12 protein-coding genes are annotated in these 15195 nt (G+C 71.6%); 5 read left to right on the top strand and 7 right to left on the bottom strand.

The window, feature by feature from the left end:
- Positions 1 to 86: 86 nt before the first annotated feature.
- The 7 genes from ABN034_RS23275 to mobA form a co-directional block, all read right to left on the bottom strand.
- A complete protein-coding gene (locus ABN034_RS23275) occupies positions 87 to 1076 on the bottom strand; it encodes an NAD(P)H-quinone oxidoreductase (RefSeq protein WP_349693266.1) in 990 nt (329 codons plus the stop codon).
- Positions 1077 to 1082: 6 nt separating this feature from the next.
- Positions 1083 to 2252 (bottom strand): potassium channel family protein, encoded by a 1170-nt coding sequence (locus ABN034_RS23270; RefSeq protein WP_349693131.1) that lies wholly within the window; start codon positions 2250 to 2252, stop codon positions 1083 to 1085.
- A gap of 22 nt (positions 2253 to 2274) precedes the next feature.
- The gene (locus ABN034_RS23265; RefSeq protein ID WP_349693130.1) at positions 2275 to 2631 is read right to left on the bottom strand and encodes a DUF6457 domain-containing protein; all 357 of its coding nucleotides are present in this window, start codon (positions 2629 to 2631) and stop codon (positions 2275 to 2277) included.
- A gap of 114 nt (positions 2632 to 2745) precedes the next feature.
- Positions 2746 to 5376, bottom strand: a complete 2631-nt coding sequence (locus ABN034_RS23260; protein WP_349693129.1) for an FtsX-like permease family protein — start codon at positions 5374 to 5376, stop codon at positions 2746 to 2748.
- Entirely contained in the window at positions 5373 to 6098 is a 726-nt protein-coding gene (locus ABN034_RS23255) for an ABC transporter ATP-binding protein (protein WP_349693128.1), read from the bottom strand. Before ABN034_RS23255 ends, ABN034_RS23260 begins: the two co-directional genes overlap by 4 nt.
- Positions 6098 to 6700: a PadR family transcriptional regulator gene (locus tag ABN034_RS23250; RefSeq protein WP_349693127.1), complete on the bottom strand. Its 603-nt coding sequence runs from the start codon at positions 6698 to 6700 to the stop codon at positions 6098 to 6100. The genes ABN034_RS23255 and ABN034_RS23250 overlap by 1 nt, the downstream gene beginning before the upstream one ends.
- A 115-nt stretch (positions 6701 to 6815) precedes the next feature.
- The gene (gene mobA / locus ABN034_RS23245) at positions 6816 to 7517 is read right to left on the bottom strand and encodes a molybdenum cofactor guanylyltransferase (RefSeq protein ID WP_349693126.1); all 702 of its coding nucleotides are present in this window, start codon (positions 7515 to 7517) and stop codon (positions 6816 to 6818) included.
- Between the two features lie 39 nt (positions 7518 to 7556).
- On the opposite strand from mobA, the gene ABN034_RS23240 reads away from it, so the two are divergent.
- The 5 genes from ABN034_RS23240 to ABN034_RS23220 all read left to right on the top strand — a co-directional run bounded on the left by ABN034_RS23240 (position 7557) and on the right by ABN034_RS23220 (position 14823).
- Positions 7557 to 8357, top strand: coding sequence for a carbon-nitrogen hydrolase family protein (locus tag ABN034_RS23240; protein WP_349693125.1), 801 nt, complete (start codon positions 7557 to 7559; stop codon positions 8355 to 8357).
- A gap of 37 nt (positions 8358 to 8394) precedes the next feature.
- Positions 8395 to 9171: a WecB/TagA/CpsF family glycosyltransferase gene (locus tag ABN034_RS23235; RefSeq protein WP_349693124.1), complete on the top strand. Its 777-nt coding sequence runs from the start codon at positions 8395 to 8397 to the stop codon at positions 9169 to 9171.
- A gap of 267 nt (positions 9172 to 9438) precedes the next feature.
- Positions 9439 to 10671: an MFS transporter gene (locus ABN034_RS23230; protein ID WP_349693123.1), complete on the top strand. Its 1233-nt coding sequence runs from the start codon at positions 9439 to 9441 to the stop codon at positions 10669 to 10671.
- Between the two features lie 62 nt (positions 10672 to 10733).
- Entirely contained in the window at positions 10734 to 11726 is a 993-nt protein-coding gene (locus tag ABN034_RS23225; protein WP_349693122.1) for a Gfo/Idh/MocA family protein, read from the top strand.
- 55 nt (positions 11727 to 11781) lie between these two features.
- Positions 11782 to 14823, top strand: coding sequence for a hypothetical protein (locus ABN034_RS23220; RefSeq protein WP_349693121.1), 3042 nt, complete (start codon positions 11782 to 11784; stop codon positions 14821 to 14823).
- Positions 14824 to 15195 lie beyond the last annotated feature (372 nt).

The raw sequence follows: 15195 nt of genomic DNA, 5'->3' as shown, positions 1-15195 counted from the left end.
CGCCCGAACGGTTTCCCCGAAGCCACCAGAATCTGACCGAATTCCGACAAGCCACTCAGACTGGATCATCCGGTCCCAGCGCGCACTCAGCCTGGCGCTACGGCGAGAAGGACCTTGCCGACGTGCTCGCTCGCCTCCAGGACGCGGTGGGCTTCGGCGGCTTCGTCGAGCGGAAGAACCCGGTCGATCACCGGGCGGAGGTGGCCGTCCGCGACCAGCGGCCAGACGTGCTCGGCGACGCTGGCCACGATCGCCGCCTTCTCCGGGAGCGGGCGTCCACGCAGCGTGGTCGCAAGGACCGCGCCCCGCTTGGCGAGCAGCGTGCCGAGGTCGATGTCGCCCCGGCGGCCGCCCTGCAGCCCGATGACGACCAGCCGTCCCGCGGTGGCCAGCGCGTCGAGGTTGCGGGCGAGGTACGGCGCTCCCACGATGTCGAGGATCACGTCGGCACCGTGGCCATCGGTCTCACGCCGGACGAACTCCACGAAGTCCTCCTGGCGGTAGCTGGCGACCGCCGAGGCGCCGAGCTCCAGGCAACGTGCGGCCTTCTCCGCACCGCCGACAGTGGCGAGCACCCGGGCACCGAGGGCGCGCCCGAGCTGGATCGCCGTCGTACCGATCCCGCTCGCGCCACCGTGGACCAGCAGCGTCTCGTCGGGACGCAGGCCGGCCAGCATGAAGACGTTGGACCAGACGGTGCAGACGGTTTCGGGAAGTGCCGCGGCCTCGACCAGCGAGACGCCCTCGGGGCGGGGGAGGACAAGACCGGCGGATGCGACGACCCGCTCGGCGTAGCCGCCGCCCGCCAGCAGGGCGCACACCTCGGCACCGGGTGCGAGGTGCTGCACGTCTGGGCCGACCTCGGCGACCCGGCCGGAGCACTCCAGGCCGAGGATCTCGGACGCGCCGGGCGGCGGCGGATAGTTGCCCTGACGCTGCACCAGGTCGGGGCGGTTGACGCCGGCCGCCGTGACCGCGATCGCGACCTCGCCGGGTCCCGGGGGTGCAGGATCTGGCACCTCGGCGACGGTGAGGACCTCCGGACCGCCTGTGCCGGTCGCCACGACTGCCCGCATCATCGATCAGCTCCCCGGACTGGGACGGTCGCCGGTCGACGAACCCGGCCGGCCCGGACCATCCCCCTCCTCGTCGGGCGCGATCGCGTCGTCGTCGCCGTTGGCGCCTGGTCGCGGCGCCCAAGGCAGTTCCTGGGCCGGGCGTACGACGACCACGTGGTCACCGCGCAGCAGTTGGGAGACGGTGGGGTCGTAGTAGCGGTAGACCTCGCCGTCTCGGACGACGGCCACCGCGACATCGTCCAGTTGGCGCGGCGAGCAGCCCTCCTCGCGGGGCAGCACCGAGCGCTCGGCCACTTCGAGGCCGTCGCCGTAGGTGAGCAGGTCCTCGAGCACGGCGCCGAGTGCCGGACTCACCGTCGACAAACCCATGATCCGGCCGACCGCGTCCGACGACGTGACGGTGATGTCGGCGCCGCTCTGCCGGAGCAGCGGGATGTTCTCTGCCTCGCGGACCGCGACCACGACCGTGGCGTCGGGGTTGAGCTGGCGGGCGGTGAGGGTGACCAGGACGGCGGCGTCGTCGCGGTGGGTGGTGACGATGACCCGGCTCGCCGTCTGCGTCTCGACGCGGCGCAGCACGTCGGCACGGGTGGCGTCGCCGACGATGCCGCCGAGCCCGGCGGCGTTGGCCTCGTTGATCGCGGACTGCTGCGGGTCGACGACGACGATCTGCTCGGGCGGTATCCCGCCGTTGACCAGGGTGTCGACCGCGCTGCGGCCCTTCGTACCGAATCCGACGACGACTGTGTGATCGCGCAACCGACTCCTCCATCGCGAGATGCGCCACTGCTCGCGGCTCCGCGTCGCCAGCACCTCCAGTGTGGTCCCGACCAGGACGATCAGGAACGCGACCCGCAGCGGCGTGACGAGCAGGATGTTGACGAGACGCGCGCCGGGGGTCACCGGCGTGATGTCGCCGTAGCCGGTGGTGGTGAGGCTGACCGTTGCGTAGTACAACGCGTCGAGCAGGCTGAGCTGACCTTCGGGGTCGCCGCTGTCCCGGTAGCCGTCACGGCCGAGGTAGACGACGAGAACCACGAGCATCAGCAGGACGAGGGCGGCGACGATCCTGGTCCCGATCTGACGCAGCGGCGACACGTAGGGGGCGGGAAGGCGGACGTCCGGCAGGCGGGCCGACGCGGACGACACGCTGGACAGGCGGGATGTGGACATGGCGGGACGACAGTAGCCGAGGTCAGGACTCCGCGATGCCGCCAGCCGTCCGGTGTCCGTCCGGAGGTTCGTCGCCGGGCCGGTCCGTCGACGACCTTCGTTCCCACGCGGCCGCGAGGTCCCGGGCCGCCGCGGCGCTCTCGGCAAGACACGCCCGCCCGCCGCCATGCTGCGCCGCCGCGTAGCCGACGAGGAACGTCGTCAGCGGCGCGGCCGGACGGTCGACAGCGTGGGCGGCGTCCCGGGCCAGGTCGAGGATCAGGTCCACGAGTTCCGCGTCACCCACGGAGGCAAGATCGACGCCCAGCGCATCGGCCAGGTCCTGCATCCATTCGGTGAGCATGGTCGGTCCCTTTCCTCCGGTCGGCGCGACTGCCATGAAAAGCAGCATGCCGCTACCGGCCGGTCCGGGGTACACCGGGCCGGCCGCAGCTCCTGCAGCGCCGAGCGATGTGGGTCCAGCGACCGCCGCCGCAGGGCTGCTTGCCGGCACTCATTCGACGCGAGCGACAAGCGGCAGGCGGGACCGCGTGGCGAGGCCGACGATCAGGGCCGTGAGCAGCGGCAGCACGACGACCACCGCTGCCAGCAGCAGCCACGGGATGTCGAGGAAGTGGTCCGGCAGCGCACGCCCCTCGGCGTCGATGTCGGTCCAGCCGAACGAGGTGAGCGGATACGACACGGCGATCCCGGGCACGAACCCGACCGCGGCGCCGAGGATCGCGCCCAGCAGGCCGACCGTCCCGGCGTAGGAGGCGGCAACGGCTCGGCGGGTACGGGGGGTGGCGCCGATCGCGGACAGAGTGGCGAGGTCGGGTCTGGCATCGGAGAGCGCGAGGAACGTCGCGGTCAGCGTGCCGGCGAGCATCAGCCCGCCACCCAGGGCCGCCAGGATCAGGAGAACCATCTGGGTCTCGCCGCCTGCCTGGTAGCCCCGCTCCACCTGGAAGCCCGCATCGGGGCTCACGGCGGAGATCGCCTCACCGATGTTGGTCTCCGCCTGTGCGGGAATCGGTCCGTCGACGAAGAGTCCCGTCACGACGGGTTCCAGGTCGAGCCGGTCGGCCGCCTGCGGGGAGAGGACCGCCTGCAGCGGGGCCATGGGGCCAGGGATGTCGACGAACGCCGCTGGGACGGTGACCGGCCGGTGTTCGTCGGGCTCGCCGTTCTCGTCGAAGTACGTTGCCGAGACCTTGACCGTGGTGGCGTCGACCGGCTGGTCGGTGATCACCACGGCTCCGCCGCTGGCCAGTGTGCGGCGTACGACCTCACGCTGATCGGCGTCGAGTTCGACGAGTCCCACGGGAACGGAGTCCTGGCTGACCAGGAAGGCTGACCCGAGAGACGAGCCCCAGTTGTTGATTTGGCGTCCTCCACCCGCGGGGACGCCGAACTCCAGGTACACCGAAGAGCCGTCGACGGCCTGCTCGGGAATGCCCTGGACCGGTACGACCTCGTTGCCGGGCAGTTCTCGGCGTACGGCCTGCTCGAATCGTGGCCATTCCGCCGGCTTCGCATTCCATGACACGAGGGCGCCGGTGCCGAGCGGAAGCGACGGAACGTAGGTGCGTTCGTTCTCGAGTGCGTCGCTGGACGCGCCGATGCCGAGCGCCACGACACCGACCACGGTGCCGGCGACGGCGGCCACCGCCGGCGCGGTCCTGGTGCGGTGCCGAGCGGCGTCACGGACGGCGTACCGGAGGGGGAACGGCAGCCGTCCCGAGACCTTGGCCGCCGTCGCGATGACGACGGGGACCAGCAGGATCATGCCGAGGACCGCCACCAGTGCGGACACGGCGATGTAGAGCTCCCCGGAGCTCTTTACCAGCGCTCCGTACGCACTGCCGCCGATCCCCGCACCGAGCAGGACCAGCCCGACAACGGGCGAACGCAGGCCCGGTCGCCGGTCGCCGCGACGACCCGCCAGCACCTGGACGACGTCCTGCCGCGCCGCGAGGGCAGCGGGTACGACCGCGGCCAGCACCGCGCTGAGCAGGCCGAAGGCGGCGATGCCCAGCACGTGGAGCCAGGGGACGTCGAACGGACCCAACCAGCCGTCGGAGAGCCGCTGCACGAGTGGCAGTGCCGCGAACGCCACGGTGATTCCCGCCAGGACGCCGAGTGCCGACCCCGCGCCACCGAGTACGACGGCCGATGCGAGGACGACCCGGCGGAGCTGTCGTGGGGTTCCTCCGTTCGAGGCGATCAGCGCGAGGGTGCGCTGGAGCCGGCGTGCACCGACGGCGAACGCCGGTCCGGCGAGCAGGACGACCTCGACGAGAGCCATCGCGACGATGAGCGCGATGATCGCGACCGCGGCATCGGAACTGGACGTAGGAAGGTTGTCAGGGAGTTGCGAGGCGCTCGGCGGATCCTCCAGGACTGCGCGCGACAGGACGGCGGCGCCGTCTGCGTTGAGGGCCTTGACGTCCTGCCAGCTCACCGCGTCGCCCGCGTCGACCAGCCAGGTCGCGGCGTTCTCGCCATGTGTCAGCCCGAGGGTGTCGAGCGGACCGACGATGACCGGGTAGTTGCGGGCTGACATGGACTCGGCGATGCCCACGACCGTCGCCGTCACTTCCTGCTCGCCCACCACGTCGACCTTCTCGGCGAGGCTCGGGCCACGCGCGGCCAGGGCGGCGTTCACCACCACCTCGCCCGGCTCCTGTGGCAGCCGTCCGGCGGTCAACCTGAACAGGCCGTCGGCAAGCGGGTCGCGCAGGTCGATCTCGGTGGCCTCGGCATTGGCCACGCCCTTGTCCGTACGCACCCGCACGGTCCCCTCGCGGAGCTCGAGACCGTGCGCCGGGCGTCCCAGCGCCTCGCTCACCGTCGCCAGGGTGGGAGGCGCGGGGTCCTTCGACGCCGAGGCGTTCACGCCGGAGTTCGGGTCGACTCCCTGCACCACGCGGCCGTGGCCGTCGAAATCGACCCGCGCGTCGGCGGGTCCAAGGCGCCGCTCAAGTGCCTCCGCCCCAGAGATCTCGGCGGTCTGGATCACCACGTCGGCGGCGGTGACCGCGAAGACGGGCAGCGCGATCATGAGCAGGACCAACAGGCTGCGACCACGGGCTCTCGTGGCGTCCCGGCGGGCCATGCGCAGCATGGGTCGCCAGGCTGTCACCGGGTCACCTCCGGCTCCAACAGCGTGTCCGGCCGGTCGGCGCGGGACTGGTCGACGATGCGCCCGTCCCGGAGGAACACCACCCGGTCCGCCCAGGCGGCGTGTCGTGCCTCGTGGGTGACCAGAACGCCTGCGGCGCCGGCGTCACAGCGGGCGCGCAGGAGGCGGAGGATGTCCTCGCCGGTCTCGGTGTCCAGCGCGCCGGTCGGCTCGTCGGCGAGGATGAGGCGGCGGTTGCCGACGACGGCTCGGGCGATGGCCACCCGCTGCTGCTGTCCGCCGGAGAGTTCGTCGGGGAACCGGTCGGCCAGGTCGCCGAGCCCCACCTCGGACAGTACCGACAGCGCAGCCTTGCGGGCTGCGCGCCCGCGCTCACCGTCGAGTTCCCGCGGCAGCGCGACGTTCTCGGCAGCGGTGAGGGCTGGGATCAGGTTGAAGTCCTGGAAGACGTAGCCGATGGTGGTCCGCCGCAGGCGAGCGCGTCGGGTCTGGTTCAACGTCTCGAGGGCGTTGTCCTGGACGAGAACCGAGCCCGACGACGGCTGGTCCAGGCCCCCTGCCAGGGTCAACAGGGTGGACTTGCCAGATCCCGAAGGACCCATCACGGCCACCAGTTCGCCGGCGTACACCTGGGCGGAGACCGACCGCAGCGCTTCCACCTGGGTCGGTCCGGCGCCGTGGACCCGGCTGACCTCACGCAGTTCGAGAACGACGTCGTTCATCACGCGTCCGCCTTCGTGTCCTGGGGTGCGGGTGCGGACTCGACGGAGGGTCGTCGCTCCCGCGCGGCCCGGCGCACCCGTGCCTCGCAGTGGTCGAGCCAGCGGATCTCGGCCTCGGCGGCGAAGACGAGCGAGTCGAGCACGAGACCCCAGCCAAGTCCGGCCGGGTCGACCTGCCCGCCCGCTGCCGTGCTGTCCTCCGCCGTGCGCTTGAGTCGGGTGTAGTCCTGCAGGGCCGTCATCGTGGCCCGGCGCTGACCCTGGATGACCGCCGCGACGTCGATGTCAGGCATGGTGACCGCGAGCGCGAGCTTGATCGCGAGTTCGTCACGTGGTGGCTGGGTGCGCTGGACCGGCGTGGTGAACCACGCCGCGACCTCGGCTCGGCCGGCGTCGGTGATGCGGTACATCACGTGGCCTTCCTCGTCCGACCCGGCTCCCTCCACCATCCCGTCGCGGTCGAGCCGGGCGAGCGTGGTGTACACCTGACCGATGTTCAGCGGCCAGGTCGAGCCGGTGCGTGACTCGAACTCCATGCGGAGCTGGTAGCCGTACATCGGCTGCTGCTCCAGAAGGGTCAACAACCCCTGTCGAACGGACATCCCTGTTCCCCTCGCCGACGAGTGCGTACCGAGTATGTATACCACGTATGCATCGACTGGCAAGCGGCCAACGCCGGGATTTCCACCGGGGGGCTTCACGCAGGTGCGAGGGCAGTCACCGTGGCGGCGGCTCGGCGTCGGGTGGCGAGTCGGCCAGGTGGTCGGCGCGGGCGAGGCTCTCGGGGGTGTCGCAGTCGAGCGCCGCCCGCGGGTCGGTGACAGTCGCGACGTGGAGCTGGTCCAGCAGCAACCGCATCGGCCGGTCGGCCGGATCGCCGATCGTCGCGAAGGCGCGCTGGAGAGATGCGCGGACGTACGCAGCGGCCAGCGGCTGCCGCCGACCCTCCGCGTCGACGAGGACCACCCCGTCCACAGCAGGCTCAGCGGCCGGGGACCTGCCGAGCGGGGACCTGTCGATGGGGGACCTGTCGACGGGCGCGGGTCCCTCAGCGCCCGCCGATGCGGCGACGGTCCTGACCAGCGTGCGTACGACGAAAGAGTCGAGTAACGGCATGTCGCCCGCCAGGACGACGACGATCGCCGAACCGCAGAGTTCGAGGCCGGCGGCCACAGCCGCGAGCGGGCCGGAGCCGGCCGGCTGTTCCCGGGTCCACCGCACGGTCGGCGCGCCAGGGGGGAGCGGCCGCTGCGGTCCGACGACCACGACCGTCCGCGCCGCCGCACCGGCACTGACCACCCGCTCCAGCATCGGCCGGCCGGCCACGGGCAGCAGGACCTTGTCCGCGCCGCCGAACCGTCGCGCCGTCCCACCGGCAAGAACGACGACGTCGAAGTCCGCGGATCCCTGGTCGCCCACAGGTCGAGTCTTTCACCCTCACCGGGCAGACTGGCGTACGTGCGCATAGCCCTGTTGCAGTTCCGTGCCAGCCTCGACAAGACCGAGAACCTCGCGGAGATCCGACGCCTCGCCCAGGCCACGGCGTGGGCGGCGCCCGACGTGGTGGTGTGCCCGGAGGCGAGCATGTACGACTTCGGGACGCCGGACACGCCGCTCGGCGACGCCGCGGAGCCGGTCGACGGTCCGTTCGTCCAGGCGCTTGGCGGGCTCGCGAAGGACCTCGGCGCCGCGGTGATCGCCGGTATGTTCGAGACCTGTGACGATGATCGCGCGCGGGCGTACAACACGCTGGTCGCGCTGGGGCCCGACGGTTCGCTGATGGACACCTACCGCAAGATCCACCTCTACGACGCGTTCGGCTACCGGGAGTCCGACCGCCTGGTGTCGGGCGGCAGCGAGCGGGTCATCGTCCCCCTCGGGGACCATCGGCTCGGCCTGCTCACCTGCTATGACCTGCGGTTCCCGGAGCTCACCCGCGCACTCGCCGATGACGGCGCCGACGTCCTCGTGGTCCCGGCGGCGTGGATGCGCGGGCCACTCAAGGAGGACCACTGGTCGACCCTCCTGCGGGCCCGGGCGATCGAGAACACCTGCTACGTCGCGGCGGCCGCCCAGTCCCCGCCGGCCTACTGCGGGCGGAGCATGGTCGTCGACCCGATGGGCGTGGTGGTCGCCAGCCTGGGAGAGGAGCCAGGCAGCTGCGTCGGCGAGATCGACGCGGCCCGGGTGGAAGCCGTACGCCAGCGCAATCCCACCCTTGCCCACCGCCGGTTCGCCGTCGTCGACCGCTACATCTAGGGTGTCCGCGGGCGCGCGACAGGCAAGGGCGGCGAGGATGGCACCGGTCAGCGAGGGACGCAGGATGCGGATCCTCGGTGTTCCGGTCGACGCCGTCGACATGCACGAGACCCTCGCCTGGGTCGAGGATCGGATCGCCGCACGTGGGCCGGGCACGCATCTGTGTGTCAACGCGGCCAACGTCGTACGCGCGAGCGACGACCCCGACTATCTCGCCCTCCTCGAACGCGCCGATCTGATCGGATCGGACGGGCAGCCGTTCGTCTGGGCGGCGCGGATGCTGGGGCAGCCACTACCCGGACGCGTCGCCGGCATCGACCTGATGGAGCAGGTGCTGCGGCTGGCGCGCGAAGCCGGCTGGTGCGTCTATCTGCTCGGCGGCCGCGAACACGTCGTCACCCGCCTCGGCGAACGTCTCCGTGCCGACGGCGTGCAGGTCGCCGGGCTCCGGAACGGCTACTACGCACCCGAGGAGGAGCCGGCGATCCTCGCCGAGATCCGCCGTAGCGCCGCGGACGTGTTGTTCGTCGGGATGCCGACACCGGCGAAGGAACGCGTCGTCGTGGCGGGACCGGAGGCGACCGGCGTACCCGTCTGCATCGGCGTGGGCGGCAGCTTCGACGTCCTGGCGGGTGAGCTCCGTCGCGCTCCGGTGACCGTGCAGCGGCTGGGGATGGAGTGGTTGTTCCGGCTGGCGCAGGAGCCGCGCCGGCTCTTCGGGCGGTACGCCGTGACCAACACCCGGTTCATCGCCCTCGTCGTCCGCGACGTCGTACGTCGGCTCCGGCCGTCCCGCGGGGCGCGACCTTCCTGACCACCCGTTCTGGGTCTCCGGCGCCGCCAACATGGTGTCCGAGGATTCGGCCGCCACCTGCTGGGTTGGAGTGACGCCATAGGGTGGGACCACGTGTCACTATCGCCGCGAGTCCCCTCGCCCTCCCTGCCAGCACAAGTGGACTCCGCCCCGGAGGCGGACGACGCCGCTGACGCGGCAGGTGCCCCTGACGCGGCAGACGCCGCTCAATCCTGTGACGCCGCAGGGGACGGCGTCCCCGCGGCGGGCGTTCGTCCCGCCGGGAGCGTGAAGGGGTGGCCGGGCTGGCTGCTCCTCGCGGCGGTCGTTCTGCTGGCGTTCAACCTTCGTTCGGCGGTCGTCAGTGTCGGTGCCCTTCTTGCCGACATCCGCGGCGGCCTCCACCTGACGCCGACAGTCGCGGGTGTGCTCACCACCCTGCCGCTGGTGTGCTTCGCGGCGTTCGGTGCGGTGGCGGCCGGGTGGGCGCGCCGGTTCGGTGCCCGCAACGTCCTCACGGTCGCGCTGACGGTCGTGGTGGTGGGCCAGGCGGTCCGGGCCGTGGTGCCGTGGAGCACTGTGTTCCTGCTGGCCACGACGCTCGCCCTGGCAGGCATGGCGGTCGGCAACGTCGTGCTGCCGGCGTTCGTCAAGGAGTACTTCCCGCGGCGGGTCGGCCTCGCCACGGCCGCCTACACGACGTCGATGGCGGCGGGGGCGGCGATCGCGGCGGCGCTGACGGTGCCGCTCGCCGCCACGCTCGGTGGCTGGCGGTCCGGTCTCGGCGTCTGGGCGGTCATCGCCGGTGTCGCGCTGGTCGGCTGGCTGCTGGTGTTCGGTGGAGCGCGTGGCCACCGCGACTCCCGTCGTAGGAACGGAAGGAAGCGCGGCTTCGCCGACCTCCGGCACTCGCCGCTGGCGTGGTCGCTGGCGCTCTACTTCGGCCTGCAGTCCCTTCAGGCGTACGCCGCGTTCGGTTGGTTGGCGCAGATCTTCCGCGACTCCGGTGTCTCGGCGGCGTCGGCGGGCCTGCTGCTGGCGGTCCTGCCGCTGATGGGGATCCCGCTCTCGCTGGCGTTCCCGACGATCGCGGCCCGGCTCCCTGACCAGCGCATTCTCGTGTGGGCGTGCGGGGTGGCGTTCCTCGTGGGGTACGCCGGACTCCTGCTCGCCCCCCGGGCCGGTGCGGTGGCGTGGGTGGTGCTGCTCGGGCTGGGCGGCGGCGCGTTTCCGCTGACGCTCACGATGATCGGGCTGCGGTCGCGGTCGTACGACGTGACAGGCCCGCTGTCGGCGTTCACACAGAGCATCGGGTACCTCATCGCCGCCATCGGTCCGCTCGCCCTCGGGGCACTGTTCGAGGTGACCGGCGGGTGGACGATCCCGATCGGGTTCCTCCTGGTGCTGGTCCTTCCGCAGATGGCCGCGGGGCTGCTGGCCGCGCGGCCGAGGTTCGTCGACGACGAACTGCCTCACGGCCCGGGTCCAGCGCACGCCGGCGCCGCCGGTGCTGGCCGATGACCGCTGACCGGCACTCCGGAGGACTGATTCGGAGCGGAATCACTGATCTAAGCTGAGGCCGCATGACGGAAACCACGCCGTGCGTCGGGCTGGTCGGTACCGGCCTGATGGGCAACCAGCACACGGTCGCGTGGCAGCGACTCGGCATCCCGGTCGTCGTGCATTCCCGCGACAGGGGCCGCGGGGAGGCGTTCGCGACCGAGCACGGGATCACCGCGGTCGCCGATCAGGCGGAGTTGCTGGGCCGGGTGAGCATCGTCGACATCTGCACGCCGACCGACACCCATGCCGAGTGGGCATTCGAGGCGGCCGCCAGGGGCCGGCACGTGATCTGCGAGAAGCCACTCGCGCGGACGCCGGCCGAAGGGCGGGCGATGATCGAGACCTGCCGGTCGGCGGGAGTGGGACTGTTTCCCGCGCAGGTGCTGCGCTTCTTCCCGGCGTACGTACGCACCCGCGAGGCGGTACTCTCCGGCCGGATCGGCGCGCTCCGCAAGCTGCGGTTCTTCCGGATCAACGCGAGCCCGGGTCGCGGGACCTGGTTCGTCGACGTCGCACGGTCCGGCGGCGTGCTGGTCGACCTCGCCATCCATGACCTCGACTTCGCCCGCTGGGTGGCGGGCGAGGTGACCCACGTGGTCGGCCGGTCCGAGCCCCTCACGACGTCGGAGCCAGGCGCAGGCCCCGACGAGTACGTCCACGCGTCGGCCACGCTCACCCACGCGAGCGGGGTGGAGTCGGAGGTGACGGGGATCTGGGACGTACCCGGCACCGAGCTGCGGTCGACGTTCGAGATCGTGGGCGACGAAGGCGTGCTGCGGTTCGACTCGAAGCCGTCGGCGGTGGTGACCGACGGCGCGGGTGAGGTGGTCTACGCCGACGACGGTGCGGTCGATCCGTACGCCGAGCAGCTGGCGGAGTTCGTCGCCGCCTTCGAGGGGCGCGCCGAGTCACGGGTCACCGCCGAGGACGGGTTGGTGGCGCTGACGCTCGCCCTGGCCGGCGGGGAGTCGGCCCGCCTCGGTACACCGGTGGATCCGGCGTCGTTGCGCTGAACCCGGGAGGGGCTCCGAGGCACGGCACTGCCCAAGGCACAGCACTGTCTGTCCCATGTACGTCACCAGGGAGGGGACCGAAGCGGTGATCGTGGTCGGCGAACACGCTCATGAGCGCGAGCGCTTGGCGGCGGCGGAGCTGCGGCGCTACCTGTACCACCTGACCGGCCAGGCGATGGAGATCGGGCCCTATCCGGACGACGGAACCGATCCCGTGCTCGCGGTCGGCGACCGGAACTCCAACGCCGTGATCGCGGCTCTCGTCGAGGCGGGTGCGCTGCCACCGGAGGCACCCGCGCCGGAGGGCTACGTCATCCGGACCGCCACGCTGGCGGGCCCGCGCCCGGTGATCGCCGTGATGGGCGGGAGCTCGCTGGGCACGCTCTATGGTGCGTACCGGCTGCTGGAGGAGTACGGCGTCCGCTTCCTGCTGAGCCGCGACGTCCTGCCGCCGCGGGTGCCGGCCGACCCGGACCTCGCCGCAGACTACCCGGACCTCGCCGCAGACGACCCGGACGTCGCCGCAGACGACCCGGACGTCGCCGCAGACCGCCCGAACCGCTCTGACAGCGCTGGCCAGCCCGGGGCGGAGGCGGTGCGTCCGGCGGCGTTCGTCGTGCGCGACCTCGACCTCACCGAGCAGCCGGCGGTGGCGCGGCGTGGCCTGCTGCCCTGGCACGACTTCCGGGGCGGCCCGTCGGCGTACTCCCTCGAGGATTTCCAGCGGTACGTCAACCAGCTGGTGAAGCTCCGGATGAACACCCTGGTCCTGCACTGCTACCAGGGTGGCTACCCCGGCGAGGACATCAACGAGCCGTTCGCCTGCGTGGCGCGCGACGAGGACGGCCACGCCCGCTACGACGCATGGCTGGACACCTCGGTCGACCACCAGCGGTGGGGACTCGCGGCGAGCCGGGCCGACGACCTGGCGTTCGGGGCGGGGGACCTGCTGCCCTTCGACGTCCTCGGTTCAGACGCCGCGCGCGACGTGGCGAGCCAGCCGGACGCGCGCGACCATGCCTACGCCAAGGCGGCGACGATGCTGCGGCAGGTGATCGCGTACGCCCGCGAACGCGGGGTCGAGGTCGTGCTCGGCACAGACTTCGACATCGTGCCGGAGGCGTTGCGCGACGAGCTGGACCCGCTGGATCCGGCCGTGCTGACCGGACGGGTGGACGACATCCTCGACACCTATCCCGACCTGAGCCATGTCCAGCTCTACTTCAGCGAGGTCAACGAGGTCTCGACCGCCGACGGCGCCAAGGCGTACACGATCGTCCGCGATCATCTGGCGAAGCGCGCACCGCAGGTGCGGCTGGTCACCGGGTCGTGGTTCCAGGAGGAACGCTTCCCGGAGCTGGCGGCGGCGGTGCCGGGCGACGTGGTGTTCTCCACGCTGATGCCGCACGACATGACCGTACGACCGGAGTGGGCACAGGTCGCCGCCGACCGGGAGGCGTGGGCGGTGCCGTGGCTGGAGTTCGGCGGCGGACTGTCCGAGCCCCAGTTGGCGGTCGAGTTGATGGAGCGCCGGCTGCCGGAGCTGCGGGCGACTGGCGTGCACGGCGTGATCGGGATCCTGTGGCGCGAACGCGCGGCCGATGCCAATGTCGCCTACCTGGCAAGGGATCTGTGGCAGGCACCCGGCACAGTGGTTCCGGCGGAGGGGTTCTACCGCGACTTCGCGGCGGCGACGCTGGCCGGGACCGAGGCGGCCTCCGCCGACGTGGCGGATGCCGGCGCGGCTGCGCTGTCGGCACTGGAGGCCGCGGGTGTCTACGGGTTCGCGGGCGGTGGCATGAAGACCTCGGAGTTCCACGGCTGGGGCTTCGCCGGTGAACCGGGGGCGAGCGAGTACGCCGAACGCTACGCCCGTGTACGCACGGAGTTCGAACACCTGGCCGCGCTCGTGCCGGGCGGCGCGGAAGGCAACGACGAGCTGGCGTACTGGTTGGCGTTCCTGCGGTGGCTGGAGTCGTACTGGACCGCGCGGGCGATCGTTCCGGGCGCGACGACGTGGGCGGACCTGCACGGGAGCGGGTTCCGGGAGGCGATCGTCGCCTACCAGGACATGGTGCGCGACCTGCCCGGGCTGGGTGGGTTGGTGTCGGCGGCGGGCGGTCGGTGGTACTTCGGCGACCCGGCGTGGCCGCGGTGTGTCAAGGACCCGTTGCGGTCCTACCAGGACACGTTCGTGGCGGGCCTCCCGGTGGCTCCGCCGATCGATGTCGTCGTTCGCAGCACACCCGACGGCGCGGCGCTCACGTGGAAGGCCTACCCCGGCCGCGAGGACGAGGTGGTCGGGTTCCACGTCGACCGCGCGCCAGAGGACGGATCGGAGCAGTTCGTACGCCTGACCGGGGAGCCGGTGAAGGACCAGGCCTACGACGACGAGGTGTCGGGCCACTACCGCTACCGCGTCACCGCCGTGGGTACGGCCGGCTCGGAGAGTCCACCCTCCTGCGTCGAATCGGTCCAGGCCGGTGACGCCGACGACACACCACCGCCACGCGTGCTCCTGCTGCCGGCGCGCGACCAGGCCTACGCCGGCGCGGCCTTCCCCGTGTCGGCGACAGTGCTCGGCAGTCGGGTGGCGAGTGAGCTCAGCGCACACCTGCGCTACCGCATCATCGGCGAACGTGACTGGCACAAGGTCGCGATGTGTCCCAACGTCCGCGGCCGGGCGCGGACCTTCGTCGCGGCGATGCCGGCGTGGGCGCTGACCGAGCGCGGTGTGGAGTACGTCGTGGTCGCGAGCGACGGTCGTCACGAGACGGTGGCGCCTTCGGGTGTGCCGCGGTCGGTGACGGTCCTGCCGCAGCCGGACCCGCCGGTGGGCGTGCCGCAGAACGTCACCGTCACCGTCGACGACACCCGCGCGCGGGTCGTCACCTGGGAGCCGGCGAGCGGCCCGGTCGCGGCGTACCGGATCTACCGCGGGGCCACGCAGGGCCTTCCGCCAGGCCCGGACACCTACCTCACCTACGTAACCGCCGACTGTCAGGTCTTCCGGGACGCCACCGCGTTGCCGCACGCGTCGTACAGCTACACCGTTGTCGCCGTGACCACCCATGGGCGGACCAGTGCCGTGTCGTAGCGCCGCCGTGCCCAGGGGGCTGGGACCCGCCGCGGAATGATCACGCATGCTCGGCAATTCCCCTACGATGCACGCCACATTCGCCGGGTTGCGTGGGGAATGATCACGCATGCTCGGCAATTCCCCTACGATGCACGCCACATTCGCCGGGTTGCGTGGGGAATGATCACGCATGCGTGATCATTCCCGGGGGCGGGCATGGTTGCTGCGGGTGCGGCGAGGATGACCAACTCCGGCCTGGTCTGCGAGGTGTCGCGCGCCGCCTGCGTGGTGTCGTTAGTTTGTGCCGGAATCCGAGCGCTGTTCGTCAGGAAGTGTTACTTGTTCGTTCAGGTCGTGTGTTCGCGGGGGCGGTGAGATGGCGCTCGCATC

This window comes from Actinopolymorpha sp. B11F2 (assembly GCF_040195635.1).
In the GTDB taxonomy this organism is placed as follows: domain Bacteria; phylum Actinomycetota; class Actinomycetes; order Propionibacteriales; family Actinopolymorphaceae; genus Thermasporomyces.
This window is presented reverse-complemented; position numbering and strand designations above follow the sequence as displayed.